Annotated in this window: 22 protein-coding genes and 1 pseudogene; 14 read left to right on the top strand and 9 right to left on the bottom strand. The window is 40.3% G+C overall.

Features of this window, described 5'->3' with window-relative positions:
• Window positions 1-177: 177 nt before the first annotated feature.
• Window positions 178-426, bottom strand: a pseudogene (locus AC1TO6_RS02805) (transposase); the annotation flags it as partial.
• A gap of 394 nt (window positions 427-820) precedes the next feature.
• Between AC1TO6_RS02805 and lepB the strand changes: the two are divergent.
• The 8 genes from lepB (at window position 821) to nhaC (ending at window position 8,057) form a co-directional block, all read left to right on the top strand.
• A complete protein-coding gene (gene lepB / locus AC1TO6_RS02800; RefSeq protein WP_482100075.1) occupies window positions 821-1,348 on the top strand; it encodes a signal peptidase I in 528 nt (175 codons plus the stop codon).
• A 240-nt stretch (window positions 1,349-1,588) separates the two neighbouring features.
• Entirely contained in the window at window positions 1,589-2,134 is a 546-nt protein-coding gene (locus AC1TO6_RS02795; protein WP_482100074.1) for a GNAT family N-acetyltransferase, read from the top strand.
• Window positions 2,135-2,197: 63 nt separating this feature from the next.
• A complete protein-coding gene (locus AC1TO6_RS02790) occupies window positions 2,198-2,386 on the top strand; it encodes a hypothetical protein (protein WP_482100073.1) in 189 nt (62 codons plus the stop codon).
• Between the two features lie 252 nt (window positions 2,387-2,638).
• A complete protein-coding gene (locus AC1TO6_RS02785; protein ID WP_482100072.1) occupies window positions 2,639-4,795 on the top strand; it encodes an ATP-dependent helicase in 2,157 nt (718 codons plus the stop codon).
• A complete protein-coding gene (locus AC1TO6_RS02780) occupies window positions 4,792-5,169 on the top strand; it encodes a fluoride efflux transporter FluC (RefSeq protein WP_482100071.1) in 378 nt (125 codons plus the stop codon). The genes AC1TO6_RS02785 and AC1TO6_RS02780 overlap by 4 nt, the downstream gene beginning before the upstream one ends.
• Window positions 5,166-5,516, top strand: a complete 351-nt coding sequence (gene crcB / locus AC1TO6_RS02775) for a fluoride efflux transporter CrcB (RefSeq protein ID WP_482100070.1) — start codon at window positions 5,166-5,168, stop codon at window positions 5,514-5,516. Before AC1TO6_RS02780 ends, crcB begins: the two co-directional genes overlap by 4 nt.
• 33 nt (window positions 5,517-5,549) lie before the next feature.
• Complete coding sequence (locus AC1TO6_RS02770) at window positions 5,550-6,284, top strand: thermonuclease family protein (protein WP_482100069.1); 735 nt, start codon at window positions 5,550-5,552, stop codon at window positions 6,282-6,284.
• A 384-nt stretch (window positions 6,285-6,668) separates the two neighbouring features.
• Complete coding sequence (gene nhaC / locus AC1TO6_RS02765; RefSeq protein ID WP_482100068.1) at window positions 6,669-8,057, top strand: Na+/H+ antiporter NhaC; 1,389 nt, start codon at window positions 6,669-6,671, stop codon at window positions 8,055-8,057.
• Between the two features lie 115 nt (window positions 8,058-8,172).
• Here the strand turns inward: nhaC and AC1TO6_RS02760 are convergent, their stop codons facing one another.
• On the bottom strand, window positions 8,173-8,379 hold the full coding sequence (locus tag AC1TO6_RS02760; RefSeq protein ID WP_482100067.1) for a hypothetical protein: 207 nt from the start codon (window positions 8,377-8,379) through the stop codon (window positions 8,173-8,175).
• 946 nt (window positions 8,380-9,325) lie between these two features.
• Between AC1TO6_RS02760 and AC1TO6_RS02755 the strand changes: the two genes are divergently transcribed.
• Entirely contained in the window at window positions 9,326-10,621 is a 1,296-nt protein-coding gene (locus AC1TO6_RS02755) for a hemolysin family protein (RefSeq protein WP_482100066.1), read from the top strand.
• A 94-nt stretch (window positions 10,622-10,715) separates the two neighbouring features.
• On the opposite strand, the gene AC1TO6_RS02750 is transcribed toward AC1TO6_RS02755, so the two are convergent.
• Both AC1TO6_RS02750 and AC1TO6_RS02745 read right to left on the bottom strand, forming a co-directional pair.
• Window positions 10,716-11,249 carry an isoprenylcysteine carboxyl methyltransferase family protein gene (locus AC1TO6_RS02750; protein ID WP_482100124.1) on the bottom strand — a complete coding sequence of 178 codons (534 nt, stop codon included), beginning with the start codon at window positions 11,247-11,249 and terminating at the stop codon, window positions 10,716-10,718.
• A 12-nt stretch (window positions 11,250-11,261) separates the two neighbouring features.
• Entirely contained in the window at window positions 11,262-12,341 is a 1,080-nt protein-coding gene (locus tag AC1TO6_RS02745; RefSeq protein WP_482100065.1) for a type III polyketide synthase, read from the bottom strand.
• Between the two features lie 132 nt (window positions 12,342-12,473).
• Here AC1TO6_RS02745 and AC1TO6_RS02740 point away from each other — a divergent pair, with 132 nt between their 5' ends.
• The gene (locus tag AC1TO6_RS02740) at window positions 12,474-13,478 is read left to right on the top strand and encodes an LLM class flavin-dependent oxidoreductase (RefSeq protein WP_482100064.1); all 1,005 of its coding nucleotides are present in this window, start codon (window positions 12,474-12,476) and stop codon (window positions 13,476-13,478) included.
• 229 nt (window positions 13,479-13,707) lie between these two features.
• Here the strand turns inward: AC1TO6_RS02740 and AC1TO6_RS02735 are convergent, their stop codons facing one another.
• Together AC1TO6_RS02735 and AC1TO6_RS02730 are read right to left on the bottom strand one after the other, a co-directional pair.
• Window positions 13,708-14,154 (bottom strand): YaiI/YqxD family protein, encoded by a 447-nt coding sequence (locus AC1TO6_RS02735; protein ID WP_482100063.1) that lies wholly within the window; start codon window positions 14,152-14,154, stop codon window positions 13,708-13,710.
• Between the two features lie 60 nt (window positions 14,155-14,214).
• Window positions 14,215-15,540: a M28 family peptidase gene (locus tag AC1TO6_RS02730; RefSeq protein ID WP_482100062.1), complete on the bottom strand. Its 1,326-nt coding sequence runs from the start codon at window positions 15,538-15,540 to the stop codon at window positions 14,215-14,217.
• Between the two features lie 107 nt (window positions 15,541-15,647).
• Between AC1TO6_RS02730 and AC1TO6_RS02725 the strand changes: the two genes are divergently transcribed.
• Together AC1TO6_RS02725 and AC1TO6_RS02720 are read left to right on the top strand one after the other, a co-directional pair.
• A complete protein-coding gene (locus AC1TO6_RS02725) occupies window positions 15,648-15,881 on the top strand; it encodes a hypothetical protein (protein WP_482100061.1) in 234 nt (77 codons plus the stop codon).
• 97 nt (window positions 15,882-15,978) lie between these two features.
• Window positions 15,979-16,482 (top strand): DinB family protein, encoded by a 504-nt coding sequence (locus AC1TO6_RS02720; RefSeq protein ID WP_482100060.1) that lies wholly within the window; start codon window positions 15,979-15,981, stop codon window positions 16,480-16,482.
• Between the two features lie 233 nt (window positions 16,483-16,715).
• On the opposite strand, the gene AC1TO6_RS02715 is transcribed toward AC1TO6_RS02720, so the two are convergent.
• Window positions 16,716-17,744, bottom strand: a complete 1,029-nt coding sequence (locus AC1TO6_RS02715) for a DUF4097 family beta strand repeat-containing protein (protein ID WP_482100059.1) — start codon at window positions 17,742-17,744, stop codon at window positions 16,716-16,718.
• On the bottom strand, window positions 17,737-18,060 hold the full coding sequence (locus tag AC1TO6_RS02710) for a PadR family transcriptional regulator (protein ID WP_482100058.1): 324 nt from the start codon (window positions 18,058-18,060) through the stop codon (window positions 17,737-17,739). The genes AC1TO6_RS02715 and AC1TO6_RS02710 overlap by 8 nt, the downstream gene beginning before the upstream one ends.
• Before the next feature lie 213 nt (window positions 18,061-18,273).
• Here AC1TO6_RS02710 and AC1TO6_RS02705 point away from each other — a divergent pair, with 213 nt between their 5' ends.
• Window positions 18,274-18,672: a hypothetical protein gene (locus tag AC1TO6_RS02705; RefSeq protein ID WP_482100057.1), complete on the top strand. Its 399-nt coding sequence runs from the start codon at window positions 18,274-18,276 to the stop codon at window positions 18,670-18,672.
• On the opposite strand, the gene AC1TO6_RS02700 is transcribed toward AC1TO6_RS02705, so the two are convergent.
• On the bottom strand, window positions 18,673-19,347 hold the full coding sequence (locus AC1TO6_RS02700) for a DNA alkylation repair protein (RefSeq protein ID WP_482100056.1): 675 nt from the start codon (window positions 19,345-19,347) through the stop codon (window positions 18,673-18,675).
• 321 nt (window positions 19,348-19,668) lie between these two features.
• On the opposite strand from AC1TO6_RS02700, the gene AC1TO6_RS02695 reads away from it, so the two are divergent.
• Entirely contained in the window at window positions 19,669-21,054 is a 1,386-nt protein-coding gene (locus tag AC1TO6_RS02695; RefSeq protein ID WP_482100055.1) for a leucyl aminopeptidase family protein, read from the top strand.
• Window positions 21,055-21,138: the final 84 nt, after the last annotated feature.

Raw genomic sequence — 21,138 nt, 5'->3', positions numbered from 1 at the left:
CAAAGCACTGTCTACGGACAGTGCTTCAGACTGTAGACAAAAGGGCTGGAAATCAAATTGATTTCCAGCCCTTTTGTCTTTTTAATGTTTTGTTTGCGAAAAATAGCCATATTCTATCACTATTTTTATTTCAATTACGCCGTAGCTGGCGTTTTTCTAGGTCCGGTTGGCGAGCTTCTAAAGATTTTGGGCAGGGAAAGTTAGCATCGCTTGCATAGACAATTTTAAAAGCCCTCTAGGGGTTGTCCATCGCATACCATGCTTTTCTTTGGCATTGGCAAAGACGCGTTCGACCGTCTTTTTTCGCTTCCCATATATTTCTTTGATTTCATAGTGGTGTCTAAAGTCTCCCACTACATCCAGATAGTCTTGCCAGATGTGTCGCTGAATTAGCTTTTGTTGGTTCTTACTGTTTGTGCATCTTGCGCTTCCCGTTCATGAATTTGATTCTTCGTCATCATATCCATCACCTCATTTGATACTTAGGAAACACTGTTGATTTCCGCTGCGAGCGGCGACTCCTGCGGGAACAGCGCGAGCTGAAGGCCCTGGACTGAGCGCAGCGAGGGAAGCGGCTGAAGCCGTGCCCGCGGAAAACGTCCGCTCGCAGCGGAAATCAACTTTTCAGGCTTTATTCCATTGTAAAAGAAAAAAGACTGTAAGCACTGTCTTCGGACAGTGCTTTATCAATTTAGAAAAGAACTTTGACGTTTTGCAGGAAAATTGGATTAAGAATAGAATATAGAGCATAGGTAGTTGTTAAAAGGGAAGTCTTGTTTTGTGCAGATAAAAAACAACGAAAAGAGTTGGGGGTTATCAGATGAAAGAAGGAGAAAAAAGCGATCTTATTTCATGGATTCAATCATTAGCAATAGTCTTCATTATTGCAATTTCCGTACGGCAATTTCTCTTTACACCGGTGGTTGTTTCCGGTCAATCGATGCTGCCAACTTTTGAAAATGATAATAAAGTCGTCATTTCAAAGGTATATAAGATTGATCGCTTTGACACGATTGTTTTTCATGCTCCCAATTCTGACGATGATTTCATCAAGCGAGTAATCGGTCTGCCGGGCGACGTAGTTGTCATGAAAGACGACATACTTTACATAAACGGCGAAGAATACGAAGAGACCTATCTCCGAGACATGAAAGAAAATGTTTTCGAAGGACAAAAATTAACGCAGGACTTGAAGGTAGAAGTACCAGAAGGTTATTTGTATGTCCTCGGCGATAATCGGAGAAACAGTACAGATAGCAGAATCATTGGCTTCGTTGATGAAAAGTCGGTTGTGGGTTCGGTGAAATTCAGGTTCTTCCCATTCCAGGAAATAGGAATTACTAAGTGAAGCATCAATCCAATCATTCTTTCATCCTCGGAATTGACGGTGGTAGTGGATCAGGGAAAACTACGTACGCTCTTACATTGCAGCAACAGTTAGAAGGTTCAATTGTCTTTCACCTTGATGATTTTATTCAGAAAAAGAAAGTCCGATATACCTTTTTCCTGCTGAAGAAGTGTATTTACAAATGTGTAATCCGCATACGCTAGCAGATGAAATTCGATACGACGTGAAAGGGAGTTTCTAATGACATTTCCACTTTTAAAAACCTCACGCCTTCTATTGACTGAAGTCACACCGGATCATGCACCAGCGCTATTTGAGGTTTTTTCAAATCCAGAAGTAATTAAGTATTATGGAATGGACTTGATGAACGAACAGGCTCAGGCAGACAAAATTATACAGCATTTTAGGACCAATTTTGAAACGGAAAAAGGAATCCGCTGGGCAATTATGTTGAAGGATAGAAATCAGTTCGTTGGCACAATTGGTTTAAATAATCTAGCACTCGGTATGAAAAGAGCCGAAGTCGGATTCGAAATACATCCAGATTTCTGGAGAAGTGGCATTACGTCTGAGGCACTGCAAGAAGTTCTGCATTATTCATTCACAGAACTCGGTCTTCATAGGATAGGCGCAGTTACATTTCTAGCAAACGGTGCATCAATCGGACTTTTGAAGACAAATGGGTTCATAGAAGAAGGAAAGTTGCGCAGTTATTTATTTCAAAATGGCCATTCGCACGACGCGCTAATGTTTTCCCGAATCCATAACGATGGGTCTGTTAAATGAATAAGAACACCCCGATGAGGGTATATTTTTACTGACGAATCTCGAATAGAGGAGTGAAGAACATTGCCACAAGACGATAAAAAGCCGATGTCCGATAAAAAGACGGGTAGCTTGAACCAAACCGAAACGACTGGCAAAGAATTTTCAGATGAAGAGCGTCATACAAACGAAGTCGCTTCGACTGAGTACACAGGCGGCGGAGAAGGAAAAAAGGATTTGAAAAATGACCGACTCGAAACGGGCGGATTTTAACAGGGAGGAATGAAGTTCAATTCCTCCCTGTTAAAGCCTCCGGCGGATGTCACAGATTTTGAAGGGAGTTAATTGAGCAAGCTCAATTCAAAATCTTGACGCAATCACACCGAGGCGTGATTGATGATAATTTAGAGGGTCTTTGCACATTCATTGTGTAAAGGCTTTTTGTTTGGGTAACGCTGGATTCCTCTACAATTAAGCATTCTTATGGTAAATTAAGTACAGCTGAAGTAAAAGGAGTTACATACCATGAATGACTTTTTCGAACGTAAAAAGAAAGAACTAAATATAGATTTAAATGCTGTGCAGAAGAAAGCGGTAACGCAGACGGAAGGTCCGCTCCTTCTATTGGCATGCCCGGGTTCTGGGAAAACGACGACGATGATTATGCGAATTGGTTATTTGATTGAAGAAAAGAAAATCAACCCAAAACGCATAAAAGCAATAACATTCAGCCGGGCATCTGCGCGCGATATGACAGAGCGTTTTACACGGTTTTTCCCACTGAGTTCCAGAGTCGACTTTTCGACAATACATAGTTTGGCATTCAACATTGCACGTACGTATTTAGAAAAAATCGGTACAACTTATGAATTGATTGAAGGAAGCGGTAAAGGACGTCAGTCAGTCAACAAAACTTTTTTATTAAAAGGGATTTATAAAGAAGTATTAAAAGAGGATTGCACGGATGACGAATTGGCTTCACTTTCCACATTCATCAGTTCCATTAAAAACCGGCTAATTCCTATTGGGAAATGGGACGATCTAAAAGGACCTGTCGAAAAGGCGGGCCGTATTGCAAAGAAGTATGAACAATATAAGATGCGTACAAAGGGTCACTTACTTTTGGATTTCGACGATATGCTGACGACTGCAGAACAGGCACTTCGGGAAGACGATGAGCTAAGTGAACATTTTCGAAACCTCTATGATTACCTTCTGACAGATGAGAGCCAAGATACATCACTTGTTCAGCACAAGATTGTTGAGCATCTAGTGGCGCATCATGGCAATCTTTGCGTTGTCGCAGATGATGATCAGTCAATCTATACATGGCGAGGCGCTGAGCCGGATTATCTGCTGGACTTTAAACGTGTCTATCCGGACGCCCAAGTGCTGATGATGGAGCGCAACTACCGTTCGTCAAAAGAGATAGTGGAGATGTCTTCGAAGTTCATCAAACGCAACAAAATACGCTATCCAAAAGAAATGCACACTGAAAATGACAAGTTAGGACCCATTTATATTAAACAACTGAACAACCCGAAACAGCAGTTGGAATACGTGACGTACGAACTGCTGGGTGAAAAGAATTTGAATGAGATCGCCATATTGTTCAGGAATAACTCATCTTCGACGATGTTTGTAAGCGAGTTGCACAGGCGGGGGATTCCATTTTATATGAAGGATGCAGACGATAAGTTTTTCTCGCATTGGATTGTTGAAGACATTCTGAATTTCATGCGTCTCAGTTTTAATGTGGAACGAAAAGATGTTTTCGCAAAAATCATTATGAAAATGAATTTATTTATCTCACGAAACATGCTTACTACGTTTGAAAATACGGAAACGACGGGGAATGTGTTTGATGCCTTTATTCAAACGGTTGAGTTGAAAGACAGCCAAGTTAAAAAGTTAGCGGACTATAAAAAAGGCTATGCTGTGATTCCTGACATGCGCCCAGAACGAGTAATTCAGCTAATTCGCAACGATTTTGGTTATGAGGCGGGACTAAAAAGTAGGGCCGAAAAATTCGGCTATCGATTCGATAGTCTCCTACGCATTTTGGACACGCTTGAAGGCATTGCATCACAACTCCGAACGATGGTGGAATTTGCAACGCGTTTGAAAGAACTAGAACAAGCTGTACAAAATGCTAAATTCAATGCCCCAGAAAATGCAGTGACATTATCAACGTTTCATAGCGCAAAAGGGCTTGAGTTCAGACGTGTATTCATGATTGATTTACTAAAAGGGATCATCCCATCAGAGGAGGACGAAGGGGACGTGGCAATGCTTGAGGAAGCGCGTAGGCTCTTCTATGTCGGCATGACACGTGCTAAAAATCGTCTTGAATTGCTTTCATATGGGCAGGACGAAGGAAAACCTAAAGAAGATTCGAGGTTTCTGAATGAAGTGCGAAGCCTCCTATTGAAACCGGGAGAAGTGAAAAAAGACCAGAAACCGATGAAGATTACAAAAGCAGAGATTGAACTTAACCCTGACGGTATACAGGATAGTGATGAATTAGCAGTCGGAACCGCGGTCAAGCACCGAGTATTTGGGAACGGTGAAATCATCAGACGTGCAGGTGACGAAATCCATATCCAATTCGGGAATGTCGAAAAAAGGCTTGATCTTGAAACGGTGCTTTCCTTACGACTACTTGAGAAAGTTGCCACATGAAAAAGTTGTTGTGGATTGGGTTGGCGGGAGCGACTGGTGCAATTATGCGGGTGGCGATTGGTCAAGTCATTTCCAGCGATTCAGGATTCCCTATTTCGACTCTTACTGTAAATGTGATTGGAACATTTTTATTATGTTTCATCCTCACAGGTGCTTTTCGCTCACTTTCAACACATAAAGAATTTCAAGCCGCAGTTACAACTGGTTTTCTTGGTTCATTCACAACATTTTCCGCTTTTAGCATGGAAACGGTTTTACTCGTGGAACAAGATCAATTTCTGCTAGCTGGACTGTATGTCATTATAAGTGTATTTGGTGGAATTTCTGCAGGTGTCCTCGGCTTTCATCATGGCGGTAAGAAGGTGAGCCCATGACTTTTTTTGAATTATTGATGGTTGGAATCGGAGGTTTTTTTGGTGCTGTCACTCGGTATTTCATTTCCTCTAAAATGAATGGTGAAAAAACCTTGCCTATGGGCACATTGCTTGTAAATCTGACAGGGTCTCTGCTGATTGGAATCATTTTAGGGCTTGGATTACCTTTGTGGGTGAAATTGCTATTGGCCTCAGGATTTGCTGGAGCACTGACGACGTTTTCTACGATGAATAAAGAACTAATCGAACTTTGGAAAAATGGCAAAAAGCATCAAACAGTACTGTATTTCCTGTTAACCTATGGGGGTGGAATTGCGCTGGCAGCCCTCGGGTATTACATAGCGTAAATTTAATTGTTTTTACGAAAAGGAATGAGTTATATGGCAAAGGTAAAAGTGAATAAAATTTTAAAAAGCCCGTCAGGTATCGTCAGTATCATTCTTGTCTTAACCGCTTTAGTCGTATATAACCTGTTCTTACCGGAAACAGACCCAGAACTAAGCCGCTCGGATTTGATCCCAGTTGAGCTTGTCAAGACAATCGATGGTGATACGATTAAAATTATGTATGAAGGCAAAGAACAAAATGTCCGTTATTTACTCGTAGATACCCCGGAAACGAATCATCCGCGACTTGGTAAGCAGCCATTCGGCGACAAAGCAAAAGAGCGCAATCAGGAGCTGATGAACAGTGGGAAACTCGAAATCGAATTTGACATTGGCGGAAAAACAGATAAGTATGACAGACTGCTTGCCTATATTTACATTGATGGTGTAAGTGTCCAAGAAAAACTGCTGGAAGAAGGTCTTGCCCGCGTTGCGTATGTTTATCCGCCGAACACACGACATCTCGACGCCTATGAAAAAGCGCAGGCAAAAGCGAAAAAAGCGGGAATTGGCATCTGGACACTTGAAGATTATGCGACAGATCGTGGATTCGACAGTGAAACTTCTGTTGACAAGGAAGCCGTGAAGAAGCCGGTGTCGGATGCTGGAGAATCTTTCAAAAATTGTACAGAACTGCGCAAGAGCTATCCGAATGGTGTGAAAAAAGGACATGCTGCATATTCCGAAAAAATGGATGGCGATAAAGATGGCTTTGCATGTGAACGTTGACACTTCGTTTAAGAGTTAGATAAAACACTCAATTTCGTGTTTTCGTAATCCACTTGACTTGCTCCAGTAACATGATAATATTCAAATCAATTACATTCGAAATAACTAATCGTTATAATTAAATAAATGTGAGAGATGGTCCAGTAATCAAATTGTGAGCAGCAGCTAGAGACTGAATGGCAGGTGTGAATTCAGGCAGCAATATGTATGAAGTACGCCATCCGATTTTCTCAACGACTAATGAAGTGGGTGGCCGGTTCAGGACTGGTTCGTCAATTAGGGTGGTAACGCGGAGAGCTCCTTCGTCCCTTTCCAAGGGATTGAAGGGGCATTTTTGTATCCAAAAGTACTTTTCAGTTTTCAACCATCGAGGAGGATTTCATCATGTTTAAAATAAAAGCAATTATTTCGCCGACTTTTACAGAGGCGGCAACACTTGTAGCAGCAATTGTATTGATGATTAGTGTCAGTATCGTTAAATTTGAAGCAGTTCCGCATATGCCAATTCTATTTTCCATAATGTTATTGGTCTGCTATGGTCTGGTCAAAAAAGTGCCTTACCGTAAACTTGAAGGTGGTTTAGTAGAAGGGGCTGGAGCCGGAATGAGTGCGGTCTTCCTGTTTTTCTTCATCGGAATATTAATCAGTAGTTGGATGATGAGTGGAACGATTCCAACGCTAATCTATGCAGGGTTTAATTTGATCACACCATCCTTTTTCTTTGCAATTGTTTTTATTGTTACTTCAATTATTGGTCTTTCAATAGGTAGTTCGTTGACGACGGTTGCAACGGTCGGTGTTGCATTTATTGGTATGGCTACCGTCCTTGACTTATCAATGGCGATAACAGCGGGAGCAATCGTTTCTGGAGCATTTTTCGGAGATAAAATGTCGCCTCTTTCAGATACAACAAACCTTGCTTCTTCGATTGTGGACGTAGACTTATTCGAGCATATACGAAATATGGGCTGGACAACAATTCCTGCTTTTGTTATTTCATTGGTTATCTTCGGTATACTTTCCCCGAGTACCACGGTGACTGAAGTCGATAAAATCGCCTTTTTCCAGGAAGGGCTTTTAGAGACAGGGATGATTCATTGGTATACGGTGATTCCGCTAGTCGTTCTTGTTATTTTTACAATCATGAAAGTTCCTGCGTTAATGACATTGGCAGTAAGTGCAGCCAGTGCGGTAGCAATTTCATTTTTCCATCAAAGCTATAGTGCGGCACAAGTGTTCAAAATCTTATTCAGTGGCTTTGTTTCAACGACAGGGATTGAGGACATAGATGCGCTGCTCACTCGTGGCGGCATGGAAAGTATGATGTTTACTGTTGGGTTAGTATTATTAGCGCTTAGTATGGGTGGATTGTTGTTCACGCTAGGGATTGTTCAATCCCTGCTATCCAAAATTGAAAGTCTATTGAAAAAAGCGTCTTCTGTGATTGCGGCTTCTGCGTTAACCGCAATTGGCATCAATGTGTTGATCGGTGAACAGTATTTATCGATATTACTGACAGGCCAAGCATTTCAATCACAATTTGAAAAGGTGGGTCTCACGGGCAAGAATTTAAGCCGAGTGATGGAGGACGCGGGGACAGTCGTGAATCCATTAGTGCCTTGGAGTGTCTGCGGAATTTTCATCACGGGAGTACTTGGCGTCTCTACGATGGAGTACTTGCCATTTGCATTCTTTTGCCTGTTATCACCTATATTAACGGTTTTCTTCGGATTTACAGGGAAAACGTTGACCTATCGGGCTGTAGAAAAGTGATGAATGAGTAGAATTATGTAACGGGAGAGAGCATACCTCATTAGGTAGTGCTCTTTTTGGTGTGGAATTATGATCGCAGGGAAATACAAGCAATAGCGTATTCTTTTTGCACAAATTATTCTAGACTTCGTTTCTCTGCAATTCTGCAATCCAATGCTGCCCCCGCAATGAATCCTGGAATACCTCCACCTGAAATAGAAACAAACACAAAGGACATTTTAAATGTGCCGTATACGCTATAGAGCGCAGTACATACCAATAGACTTGTTCCAAAAAAGAAAAGTATCGAGTATAAATATGTGATGGCTAAATCATTGTTCATTTGTAGAACCTATTTTTCTTTTTTGATACGAAATGCTGATGTATAGTCGTTTTTCTACTCATTTATTTCACGCCTTTCATCCTATGTTGGGGCCGCTTCATTACTGTAAAAGTAGCGTGACTAACGTAAATAAAAAGATCGGTATAGCAAGTTGCAGTTATTACGCCCATATATTTTACTACTTTATAAAATCTTTGCCTAGATTTCCTAATTTTATTCGACAATATAAAGCTAAGGCTAAATCTATTTCTAAGTTGTATTATGAAGTCGTATGATTTTAACCATTAATCATGAGAAATGACGACTCTTCCATAAGAATCATGCTCAAATACATCCATTCAATTAGCCAGCCATATTTTAAGACATATTTAGGTGAATTTTTGGGTATATCTATTAAGAACTTTGTATATTTAACGAACATTATAAAATTGTTTGTTCAGGATACATATATTATTACATGAAAATGGTAAACTATAAGCATCACTTGAGAGTTTGGAGGCGAGCCTATTGGGAAGGATAAACTAAAAATTGCGGAATTAGCCGATAGTGCAGCTGTATCCAAACGGGGAATTAATGATTATACAAACTTGAATCTATTAAAACCGTCACGTTTCGACACAGATAATCGTTTTTCGAACTTTCTGATGTTGATCTATTACAGAAAATCGTACATATGAAAGGATAAGGGTTCCCCTGTCAAAAACTTCCGATTACTAATTCTAATAATCAGATGTTGGAGAACGCACTCCTAATATTAACTAATCTTCAAGAAGTTTTGGATTTAGTAAAATGAGTTAATCGGGAAAATGCTTCAAATAATCAAAGTATTACTCATAATACTTTTCCGGTAATTCAAGCTATATACCAATTAAATGTATAATTCAATACTCGATAGTAGCAAATCATTTATGGAGGTGGAAGCCTTGCATCACGTAAGGTTATCAAAATGGAAATAATAAACTTAGTATTAGTCGCATTACTTATCGCTTTAACAGCATTCTTTGTAGCAACAGAATTTGCATTAGTGAAAGTTAGAAGTTCAAAAATTGACCAACTCGTTTTAGAAGGTAAAAAAGGGGCTCTATCTGCAAAACATGTAACGACTCATTTAGACGAATATCTTTCTGCCTGCCAATTAGGAATTACAATTACGGCTCTAGGGCTCGGATGGCTTGGTGAACCGACGGTAGAGACAATGCTACATCCTTTGTTCGAAAGGTTCGCTGTAGATCCATCTGTCTCTCAGATTCTTTCCTTTGTCATTGCCTTTGTCTTCATCACTTTCCTACATGTTGTAGTGGGGGAACTTGCTCCGAAGACGATAGCGATCCAAAGAGCAGAAGCACTGACATTGCTTTTTTCTAAACCAATCATGTGGTTCTATAAGTTAATGTTTCCGTTTATTTTTGTGTTGAATGGATCAGCTCGTTTGCTTATCGGTCTATTCGGCTTTAAGTCAGCATCGGAACACGAAGTTGCTCATACGGAAGAAGAGTTACGGCTCATTTTGTCAGACAGTTTTAAAAGCGGAGAAATTAACCAGTCCGAACTGAACTATGTCAACAAAATGTTTGAATTCGACAACCGAATTGCAAAAGAGATTATGGTGCCACGGACTGAAATGGTAACGTTCTCCTCAGATGTTTCTTTCGATGAAGTAGCCTATACAATCCAAGAGGAAAGATACACACGATATCCCATTTACGAGGGGGATATAGACAATATCATAGGTTTCATCAACAGTAAGGATTTACTATACTTCACCCTCGGCGATCGCTCGTCGTTACAGACATTCTCCATTAAAGACTTGTTACATCCAATACCAATGGCAATCGAAACATTGCCAATCGATGAAGTTCTGAAAAAAATGCAAAACGAACGGTCCCAATTATCGCTTGTAATCGATGAATATGGCGGCACGGCTGGAATGGTAACAATCGAAGACATCCTTGAAGAAATCGTCGGGGATATACACGATGAATATGATGCAGATGAAATCGCGGAAATCACAAGGATCTCAGAGAACCATTATATCGTCAGCGGTAAAGTGCTGATAGAAGAAATCAATGATTTGCTTGGGATATCAATAGAAATGGATACGGTGGATATGATTGGCGGATGGTTCTTAACACAGAGTTCCGATCTTAAAGAAGGAGAACGGATTGAGCAAGATGGCTTCATTTTTATACTCAATGAACTAGAAGGGCACCAAATACACTATATAGAAATACAGAAAAGTTGATAGAATTTCTATTTGTAAATGACCATATAAATGAACAGGGATACAAAAACGCTGATGAATTCTCATCAGCGTTTTTGTTGTTTAGAGGAATGGTTTAATCGTGCAGTGAAAAGGTCTCTTTATAATTTGTTGATTCCTTCAATGCTTTCTCTTCCACAGGAATTCGCACCGACAACATCCATACATTCAACAGAGAAAAGACTATTGCTGTTAAATATGCGCTGAACAGTAGCGGAAGGACAAGCAGTTCAGTTGCTACAATTATATAATTCGGATGACGTACCCACTTATAAGGCCCTTTTTGTACAACAGTAGCACCTGGTAGGATGATGATTTTCGTATTCCAAAACTTCCCGAGTGAAGTAAGACACCAGATTCTTGCCGCTTGTGCGATTAGAAAAATGACGAGAAAAACAATCCATAGTGGAGACAACGCTTTTTCGAACAAAAAGACCTCTGCCAGGAGTGAAATAAAAAAAACGATATGCATAGATACCATTACGGGATAGTGGGCAGCACCCGCTTCAAATGCCCCCTGACTGCGCATCCATTTTTCATTGCGCTTCGCGATAAAAAGTTCGATGAGGCGCTGTAAGATGACAATTGAAATGACAATCGGAAATAACATTAGCATCAACCCTCATTCCCATTTCAATAGTAACAGTTCACCGCAAAATCCTGGCCCAAGAGCAGCCATCAATCCATAATCACCAGCGACAGGTTCGTTTTCCATGAATTTTTCTAGAACGTAGAGAATAGTTGGTGAGGACATATTGCCATTTTGACGCAGTACGTCGCGCGAGATATCCGTTTTAGTTTTATCAAAACCAAGTGCGGTTTCATAAGCTTCGAGTATTTTTTTACCACCAGGATGTGCAACGAAATGTGTAATATTGTCTTTAGTAAGTCCTTGTTCACTGAGAAATTCATGAACGAAAGGGCCGAGCCAATTTGTGATGATAGCAGGAATGCTTTTTGAGAAAACAACATAGAGCCCAGTATTTTTCACATCCCAGCCCATGACCTCCTCAGAATTGGGCATCAGTTTTGACGTAGTGGCAATCACTTTAGGCATTGCTTTAGTAACCTTTACCGACGATTTCTCTCCAGAAACCAACGCACAAGCAACCCCATCGGAAAATAACGACACACCTACCAAATTGCTTTTTGAATAATCGTCTTTTTGGAATGTCAAACTACATAATTCAACAGAGAGTACGAGGACATTCGCCTCAGGGTATGCAAGGCAATATTCATAAGCTCTGCTAATCCCCACCGCGCCACCAGCGCAACCCAGTCCCCAGATAGGAATACGTTTTGTATTATCACGGAAAGGGATATTATTCATGATGCGTGCTTCAATACTTGGAGTTGAAATTCCGCTGCTTGAAATGAAATAAATGGCGTCAATCACAGATGGATCAATTGCACTGTCAAGCTTGCCGTTTCCTTGCAGGCACGAAAGTACGGCTTGTACACCGAAATCGACCGCATGTTGAATGTATAAGTTATTGCGCTCTTCAAAGTCATGCTCTTTGCCGTACCATTCAATGGGCATGCATACATTGCGTGTCTCGATATCTCCATTTTGAAATACATTTAGTAGTCTTTCTATATCCTTGTATTTCTCACTGAAAAGAGAACGGGTCAGTTCAACTGCCTGTTCTTGTTTTACTTCATGCGGGGGTTTGAAAGTACTAACAGAAATAATTTTCGGCATAGGTTACCTCCCACTCATTATCTAATACATATTACCTGAATTTGACTTTGTCAAACGTCTTACTTGAGCGTCCCTACCATCTAGTCACTATACTTCGTGTAAAATGGTGACATAATGATTGGAGGGAATACAATGACCATCAAACTAAGTATATTGGATCAATCACCGATATCTGAAGGTAGCAACGCTATAGAATCATTAAAACAGACAGCAGTACTTGCACAAAAAGCCGAAGAATGGGGTTATACTCGTTTTTGGGTTTCCGAACACCATGACACGACAACACTAGCGGGATCGTCACCGGAAATACTAATCGCTCATCTGGCTTCTGTAACCTCTACAATCCGACTCGGAACGGGAGGTGTTATGCTGCCTCATTATTCCGCGTACAAAGTTGCAGAGAATTTTAAACTCCTTGAAGCACTCTTTCCAGGTCGGATTGATGCGGGCGTTGGACGCGCTCCGGGTGGGATGCCGCGAGCGACATATGCCTTGCATAATGGAAACTATCGGGATGTCAATAAATTCCCGGAACAAGTGGATGACTTACTGATGTATTTGAACGATTCTATCCCAGCCGAACACGCATACTATGGCTTGAAAGCCACACCTATAACGGAAGAGGTACCGCCCGTTTGGATGTTAGGATCGAGTCAAAGCTCTGCCTTTCTTGCCGCTGAAAAAGGTCTACCCTATATGTTTGCACAGTTCATTAACGGAGAAGGCGGTCCCGCATACGCGAATCATTATCGCAAAAAGTTCCAGCCTTCCGTATATTTGCAAAAACCTAAACAAGCAGTTGCTGTCTTTTTTGCCTGTGCAGAAACGGAAGAAGAAGCCGAACGGATCATCTCTTCACTTGATTTATCCAGGATTATGCTAGAACAGGGCATGCGCTCCAAAGGCACACCTTCGCCCGAAAATGCGCTTGCATATCCATACAGTCATTTTGAACAGCAACGTGTTAAAGAAAATCGTAAACGGATGATTGTAGGTACACCTAAACTGGTGAGAAAAGAAATAGAAAAAATTGCAGAAGAGTACAATGCGGATGAAGTGATGCTTGTGATGATTGCATATGACTTTCAGGATAAGCTAAGGTCTTATGAATTGATTGCCAATGAGATGCTTATCTGAACGAATGTACATACATTAGCGTACGCATAACTTGTACGAAAGATGACTAACTTAGGAAAAAGCATTGCTTAGGCGGTGCTTTGTAATTTTTGGGATTAAATATTATGTTATTCACAAGTTATAATTATTTTTATACAACATTATTAAAAAGCACCGCAAAATTGCGATGCTTTTTGTGTTACATACGTTTTTTTCATCTGATAAAATACTTAGATAGCGTTTGTTTACCTTATTTGTTTACAATTTGTGTACATAACTTTTTAAGACTCTCTTCGAACTTCAAATCACTCTCTTTTGAGCGTTTCTTTGGACCACGTAAGCGTCCGCCAGCCATTCGGACTTTTTGTGCAGTATGGCGGGCGTACAATAGCTGATCGATATTGTCCTCCGTATAAAGGCGTCCATTTTGATCGATTGGATGCCCTTTTTTTGCTAGGACCATAGCAGCTAAACCGTAATCTTGTGTAACGACAATATCATCTTTTTGCACACGATTTACAAGAACAAAATCGACTGCATCTGCTCCCTTAGAGACTATTATCGTCTCGGCCCCTTCGCGATGCATTTCATGTGTCGTATCGCAAATGAGGATGCAGCGGAATCCGAAGGTCCCTGCTATTTGAATCGTTTCTTTTACAACCGGACATGCATCCGCGTCGATAAGAATTGTCGTCATGGGACGTCCCCCTTTATACTTTCTTATGCGTAATTCTTTTAAAAAAGAACCTTCAACTTGTCATTCTCTATATACGTCTGGCAAAGTTAATTCAAAAACGGAGGAACCGACGATTTTCGCAACGTTCTGTAGCCGTTCCTTACTTAATTTTTCAATTGTGTCTTCAGGAGTATGGTACCATTCTTCAACAGGATTATAAATGAACAGCGCTGCATCGATTCCCGCATCATGAAATGGCACATGATCACTTCTGTCTCCGAAATCAGTTTCGATGGGATTTCCATAGAGTTGTTCGTTCGCATTACTTGCGGCTTCTGTAACAGTATTATCAGATCCATCCATCGTTTGAATGGTTAAATCTCCGGCATAAGCACTTCCAACCATATCAAGATTGAACATTGCGACAGAGCGCTTAATTTCACTAGGAGACATCGCATTCACATACTTTTTGGAACCATACAATCCTTCTTCTTCAGCGCCAAAAAGTAAGAAACGGATTTCTTTATTTGTTGGAACGGTTTTGAACAACCGTGCAAGTTCTAAGACAACTGCTGTGCCGCTAGCATTGTCGCTCGCACCGGGTGCCTTTGCGACAGAATCATAATGGGCACCAATTAATACAATTTCATCATTGACTTCGGAAACAGGTTGTTTAGTAGCTATCAAATTTTGCGATTCTTCTATTTGAATAGAGGCACCACCAATTTTAACTTCCGCATTGATAGGGCTGCTAGTTTTAACTAAGTTTACAAGTTTTGTACCTTCCTCATAATTTAGAGCAAGCGCAGGAATGAAATCGTCATAATGTTCATCGCCGAGTGACCAGTTATCAATCTCCGACTCATCAGGGAAATAAAGAATGATTCCCTCCGCACCGGAATCTGCTGCTAGTAAAACGAGTTCGTAGAAAGGTGTATCCTTAACCGCAACAAGTACAATTTTTCCTACTACGTCCACTTTTTTATAGTCGGCTTTTAAACCATGGCCTACGTCAATCAATTGTCCTTTGACGTGACCGTCAACTGAGTATTGAAACGGAGAAGGTGAGAGCGTGCCATCAAACCCTTCAACGACAATGTTGTGAAATTTAGGCATGATATATCTCTCAAACTCAAAAGGTTGAACTTCAACTTCATAACCAGCCATTTTAAGTTGGGCTGTTATAAAAGTAGCCGCTTGCAGTTCAGATTTCGTGCCTGCAACACGGGGTTCTAACGATAATTCTTTTAGGGAAGCGTAAATGTTATTAACGTTTACATTATTGCTAAAGTCAATATGCATTTGACTGAACCCTGGACTTTCCACGACCTGTGTTTTAGATGAACAGGCTGTTAACAGGACAATACATACGAGTAGTAAAGAGAATAGCCTTTTTTTAAAAATCATAGGACTCCTCCAATCTGATTAAGGAAATTATAGCATGACCATTCAGTTTCAATATAAACAGGTAAGGGAATAGTTGTAAAAAGGCTAAAGTGGAAGGAGTGAACTGAATGTTTAAAAAACCAGAAGATGCACGAATGACACGTGAAGAATCGGAAGGATATGGGCGCCATACAGACGCTAAAAACGCAAGATATGAGCATGTTGAGTTGGATAATGATAAAGACAACAATGCCACTTCAGCTAGTACCCCTCTAACTGAAGAGGAAATCGTCAGGCGGGTAGGAGAACAAAATTATAAAAATATGAATGATGATAAGACATCGGCATCCATAAATAGCTAAAAGAGACAGCTTCTTTGTTAATGAAAACAAAGGAAAACGACTATCACATGTCGAATGGTCCTTAAGATAATTAGTATACAATTTGGAGGCGCTGTAGATGTTTAAAACAATTGAAGAATTTCTTGTTAACTGGGGTCATGAAAGTGGTTCTACACAAAAGATTCTAGACACATTGACAGATGAATCACTTCGACAAGAAGTATCACCTGAAGATCGCACGCTCGGTAGAATTGCTTGGCATCTCGTTACAACACTTGACGAGATGGTATCGCGTACAGGTCTTGAATTTGATGCGACTCCCCATGACGCTCCTGTTCCAGGAAAAGCTACTGATATTGCAGATGCCTATCGTTCTTCAAACAATACGATGGTTGCGGCAATAAAAGAACAATGGAATGACGATATTTTGCATGAAAAGAAAGATATGTATGGAGAGCAGTGGACGATTGGCACCGTCCTAAATATATTAATAGCACACCAAACGCATCACCGTGGTCAAATGACTGTTCTTATGAGACAAGCAGGTTTACGTGTACCGGGTGTATATGGACCGTCTCGCGAAGAGTGGGCAGAGTTTGGCGGAGAAGCTCCTAAAGTCTAAATATATGAAAAGCTGCTCAAAATCAGTTGATGATTGAGCAGCTTTTCTTTTAATTATTGAGGGGATAAGTATCTGAACAAGGTTTTTATATTGAACTATAAAGAGAGAAATAAAATATTTGCCTAGCACATTCGTGGCAATGAGTATTACCGACCGCTCGAATCTGTACCTGGACCGCTCAAAACTCGCTCAGCAACAATCCAAAACCCACCGCTAACCAACAATATCCATACTTACTTAACCGTAATCCGTCCATTATCGGTCTTTAAACGAATCGTATGCTCTCCGGCACCGATAACCGTCCGTAAATTCCGTTCTCCAAAGACATCAATTCCGCTATGACTCGTCTTCGCATGTATTGTAACATTTTTCGCGCTTTCACTTGATTCAATAAGGATGCTTCCGTTATCTGTTCGTAAATCCATATTTCGATCAATACTATCTGTTTGAACGATAATTCGTCCATTATCCGTACTTCCGACAATGGATCCTGATACATGTTCCAAAACGATTCGCCCGTTATCCGTTTCTGTTGCAATACTGACCGCATCTACATAGCGCATTTCAATCCGTCCGTTATCCGTTTTCGCTGTTATCTGTTCAACTTGTGCTTTATCGACTTCAATTCGCCCATTATCCGTTTCAGCATTCAATGTCGTTGCTGCAATTTCCTTTAAATGGACTGCTCCGTTATCAGTCTTCGCTTGGATTTTCTTGGCAAGCAGTTTCTTAGCGGTAATTCGTCCATTATCCGTCATCATAGCAATTGATTGATAAAGTTTAATTGGAATCATGACATTTAGAGTCACTGCCTTAAAATTGAAATGAAGCATGAATAACCAGTGACGCAAACCTTTGAGTCTGATGAACAATGTGTCTTCAATAACTTCAGTCGACAGCTGCAATTTCTCATCCCAACCAACCAATTCCACTGTGGTAACCGAACTGTCGGATGGACTTACCACAATTGACCCATATTTAACATTGATATCGATATTGTTAAAATGGTTATCTGAAATTGTAATCATTTTATTTATTGGTGTCACTTCTACTTCATTTTTAGAGAACGAATGGGAAGCTTGCAATTCTTCAGCAATAGTTTGAGGGGCTCCTAAGGAAGCAGCAATTTCACTATCTGATTTTCCATCTTCACGTCCATTTGTAAAGTATTCTCGGATATCTAGAATAATATCGTTCAGTTCCTCTGCAGGTAGCCTTTTTAAAGCATTTTGAAGTTCAACAATAAATTGATTTTCAGTCATTAATAACGCCCTCCTCGATTAATGTATTCACGCCATCCGTGAAGTTTTTCCATTCAGCCAGTTGTGCATGAAGATAATCCCGGCCACTATCCGTCAATTTGTAATACTTGCGGGGAGGACCTTCCGTCGATTCCTGCAGGTAAGTTGTAAAATAACCTTCCTTGGTCAATCGACGCAGTAAAGGATATACTGACCCTTCTGAAATGGATATTTGATCCGAAATCTTCTGCACGAGTTCATATCCATACCGATCTTGTTTATCCAGCAGTACAAGCACACACAAATTCAACACACCTTTTTTAAATTGCACATTCACTTAATTTCGTCTCCTTTCGCTATTAATCAATGAATAGTACCATACCATGCGATGTACTTAATGACACCAATATATCATATGGTATTGTTCACTACAAGGTACCGATATAAAAATTATATAAGTGAATCCCATTTTAGGAACGGAACTTTCATTAGGGAGAAACGTAGTACATGATAGCAGTTGATTAAATGATAATACCAAGGGGGTAATAAGTTGAAGAAAGTCTTAATGATAATCTTTTCTGTACTGTTACTAACAAGTTGTAGTCAGAGAAAGCCTCATCACAATAAAGAACTCGAAAAAGATATTATCTCCATAATGAATGAAAAAGTAGCGGTGGAAATCAACTTGAATAACATGACGGAATTCATATGGGACAAAGCATTCATTATCCGGCCTTATACGACTAATCAAGCGATAAAGGAGCTAATTGGCGGCAAAGACCTGAACAATATGGAAATCCGTGATGATATAAATACTATTATTTTTAGTAAAGCAGGTAAACCGATTCAATATGTGGAAATACCTCGGTATACGGATTTTGTAGTAGAAGACGATACAAAACCGATTACACCGGAAGAAAGTATCTTGAAATTTGAAAAGACCTCATAATCATTTAAAATGTTTCAGCGCTTCTCGCTTACTAAGCGGTTTTAGAGGATGTTTTTCAACAAATGACATCACAAGATCTGGATCTGTTTTGGCATATTCCCTTAATGCCCAGCCAATCGATTTTTGAATGAAGAATTCCTTTGAAGTAGAATGCTGTTGAATGATTCTAAAAAGCAAATCTGCGTCTGTTTCTTGTTTGAATTTTAGTTGATGGAGAATCGCAGAACGGTTAGTCCACATATTGTCTGAAAGAGACCAATCTAGCATCACTTTTTCTCCATATTTACGATTGATTTTCACTACATGACCAACGAGAGAAGGGGCAATCGAATCTACGCTATCCCACCATGATTTAGACTCAATTAGCTCCTTTAAAACAGGGAAGTCATCTATTGATAACTGTTTTTTTAACTTATCAATAAGCGCGATAGCTGCGTACTGATACTCACGTTCTGGAAGATTATACAGTTTCCATGCTTCAACAAAAAGTTCCCTACGTTCAGGTAAGGAGAATTCGGAAAACTGTTCCTTTAATAATGCTTTGCGAAGTGGACTTTTAATACCAAGGAAAGGAAAATGGTTTTTCAAATAAGCCACCATTGGTCCTGCCTGTTCAGTGTTTCGATTCGCTTCAAATTTCTCCATAATTCCTTTATGATCCCACGCTTTTTTCAATCCAGCTACCTCCCAGAAGTTTTAATTAAAGTGTAACATACTCACATACATGCAGCCTTTAGACAGAAATACATTCAAAATCGTTTGGAGCCACTCAAATGAAAAACGAGAGTTACTACGTAGGTTGAGGAACACTCGCGTTATTCAATGCACGATTGGCGTAATGGAAAAAATGGGCTGAAATGGTTTCTCTTATCTTTAATTATGGTTCATTCACAAGTCTTACCCTCTTTCTTTTGGATAAAAGATAATTCTACGAAATGGAATAATTTATGGTAAACTATTTTAGAAATCGAAATAATTTATCCAGGGGGAAAATGAATGCCTATTGAAGTAAAAGTTATTTTTTCGAGCAATCCAATTGTTTCAGATAATGCCACAGTCAACCTATTTGTTGCCAATCAAAAAGCAGGACATTGTTCTGTATTAATTGGAGAAACGCATTATATCATTGTGAAAAAGTGCAAAGAAAAAGAGATGACACTCGAAAAAGTCCGTGCTACAGCGGGTAATATCGCACGCGATGTAAGCGCTCAAAAAGTGGATAAAGCAATAGTGGACGGCGTGGAACTTTCAAATTCATTTACTGTGTTGGATAAAGAATCCATTCTGACAGCTTTCTCAGAAGGATGGGAATTGGGATCTTATCAGTTCGTAACCTATAAATCAGCAGTCACACCATTCCAAACTGAACTCCATGTAACAGGCGACGAAGCGAAGCCTTTCGTTGAAGTGGGAAAAATTCGTGCGGCAGCAACAGCATTTTCACGTGATTTAATGAATGAAGTATCGAACGTTTTGAATCCTGAAACGTTTCCTGAAGTACTGAAGCAAAATTTTGAAGGCACAAATGTCGAAGTCAATGTGTTAGACAAAAAGAACCTTGAGGAAATGGGAATGAACGGGGTTCTGACAGTTGCTCGGGGTAGTATTTACAAACCTTCATTTGTTGAACTCATCTATAAAGGCGATGCTTCGAAACCGCTTGTTGCACTTGTGGGTAAAGGCGTGACGTTCGATACAGGCGGCATCAGCTTGAAGAGCGGCAAAGATTTAAGCGACATGCGTATGGACATGGGTGGGGCAGCTGCTGTTTCAGGTGCTCTTACATTGTTAGCAAAGTCGAATGCAAAAGTGAATGTCGTGGCATTGATTCCAATCGTGGAAAACATGCCGGATAACACATCTGTTTTGCCCGGTGAAGTTATCACTTACAAAAATGGTTTGACAGTGCAGGTGGGTAACACGGATGCAGAAGGTCGCCTCATTTTAGCAGACGCACTCATTCGTGCAGGTGAATGGAAAGCGGAATACATCGTGGATATCGCTACGCTGACTGGTGCAATCGTCAATGCACTCGGAACTGAACTAGGAGGCGTATTCGGTGATGAAGAACTGTCTGCACAAATGAAAAAAATCGGTGATCAAAATGGCGATTTCATCTGGCCGATGCCATTAGTCGAAGCATACGATAAGTCGCTCGACAGTGATTATGCGGATATGAATAACATCAGTTCACTTGGCGGGGCTGGCTCGATTACAGCGGGATTATTCCTACGCCGTTTCGTACCGAAAGAGAGTAAATGGCTGCATGTTGATATGGCGGGGATGATGAGTAAAACCAGCGCATCAGGCTATTATGCTAAATCTGCAACAGGGTATGGTGCGCGGTTACTGGCTGACTTTACAACGCATATCTCAAAATGAAAGAAAGTGCTCAGTTATACTGGGCACTTTCTTTTTCCTTATTCAAAGTCTAAGTAGTAGAGATGTGGCTGGACATACACATCA

Source organism: Sporosarcina sp. Y352 (genome assembly GCF_056786535.1).
This window is presented reverse-complemented; position numbering and strand designations above follow the sequence as displayed.

Excerpts from the sequence above, each read along its gene's own strand:
- AC1TO6_RS02795 (WP_482100074.1), top strand. The coding sequence starts at position 1,589 with ATGACATTTCCACTTTTAAAAACCTCACGCCTTCTATTGACTGAAGTC.
- AC1TO6_RS02740 (WP_482100064.1), top strand. The coding sequence starts at position 12,474 with ATGACCATCAAACTAAGTATATTGGATCAATCACCGATATCTGAAGGT.
- AC1TO6_RS02785 (WP_482100072.1), top strand. The coding sequence starts at position 2,639 with ATGAATGACTTTTTCGAACGTAAAAAGAAAGAACTAAATATAGATTTA.
- AC1TO6_RS02730 (WP_482100062.1), bottom strand. The coding sequence starts at position 15,540 with ATGATTTTTAAAAAAAGGCTATTCTCTTTACTACTCGTATGTATTGTC.
- AC1TO6_RS02760 (WP_482100067.1), bottom strand. The coding sequence starts at position 8,379 with ATGAACAATGATTTAGCCATCACATATTTATACTCGATACTTTTCTTT.
- nhaC (WP_482100068.1), top strand. The coding sequence starts at position 6,669 with ATGTTTAAAATAAAAGCAATTATTTCGCCGACTTTTACAGAGGCGGCA.
- AC1TO6_RS02715 (WP_482100059.1), bottom strand. The coding sequence starts at position 17,744 with ATGACTGAAAATCAATTTATTGTTGAACTTCAAAATGCTTTAAAAAGG.
- AC1TO6_RS02770 (WP_482100069.1), top strand. The coding sequence starts at position 5,550 with ATGGCAAAGGTAAAAGTGAATAAAATTTTAAAAAGCCCGTCAGGTATC.
- AC1TO6_RS02750 (WP_482100124.1), bottom strand. The coding sequence starts at position 11,249 with ATGTTATTTCCGATTGTCATTTCAATTGTCATCTTACAGCGCCTCATC.
- AC1TO6_RS02725 (WP_482100061.1), top strand. The coding sequence starts at position 15,648 with ATGTTTAAAAAACCAGAAGATGCACGAATGACACGTGAAGAATCGGAA.
- AC1TO6_RS02745 (WP_482100065.1), bottom strand. The coding sequence starts at position 12,341 with ATGCCGAAAATTATTTCTGTTAGTACTTTCAAACCCCCGCATGAAGTA.
- AC1TO6_RS02755 (WP_482100066.1), top strand. The coding sequence starts at position 9,326 with ATGGAAATAATAAACTTAGTATTAGTCGCATTACTTATCGCTTTAACA.
- AC1TO6_RS02720 (WP_482100060.1), top strand. The coding sequence starts at position 15,979 with ATGTTTAAAACAATTGAAGAATTTCTTGTTAACTGGGGTCATGAAAGT.
- AC1TO6_RS02780 (WP_482100071.1), top strand. The coding sequence starts at position 4,792 with ATGAAAAAGTTGTTGTGGATTGGGTTGGCGGGAGCGACTGGTGCAATT.
- AC1TO6_RS02735 (WP_482100063.1), bottom strand. The coding sequence starts at position 14,154 with ATGACGACAATTCTTATCGACGCGGATGCATGTCCGGTTGTAAAAGAA.
- AC1TO6_RS02695 (WP_482100055.1), top strand. The coding sequence starts at position 19,669 with ATGCCTATTGAAGTAAAAGTTATTTTTTCGAGCAATCCAATTGTTTCA.
- crcB (WP_482100070.1), top strand. The coding sequence starts at position 5,166 with ATGACTTTTTTTGAATTATTGATGGTTGGAATCGGAGGTTTTTTTGGT.
- lepB (WP_482100075.1), top strand. The coding sequence starts at position 821 with ATGAAAGAAGGAGAAAAAAGCGATCTTATTTCATGGATTCAATCATTA.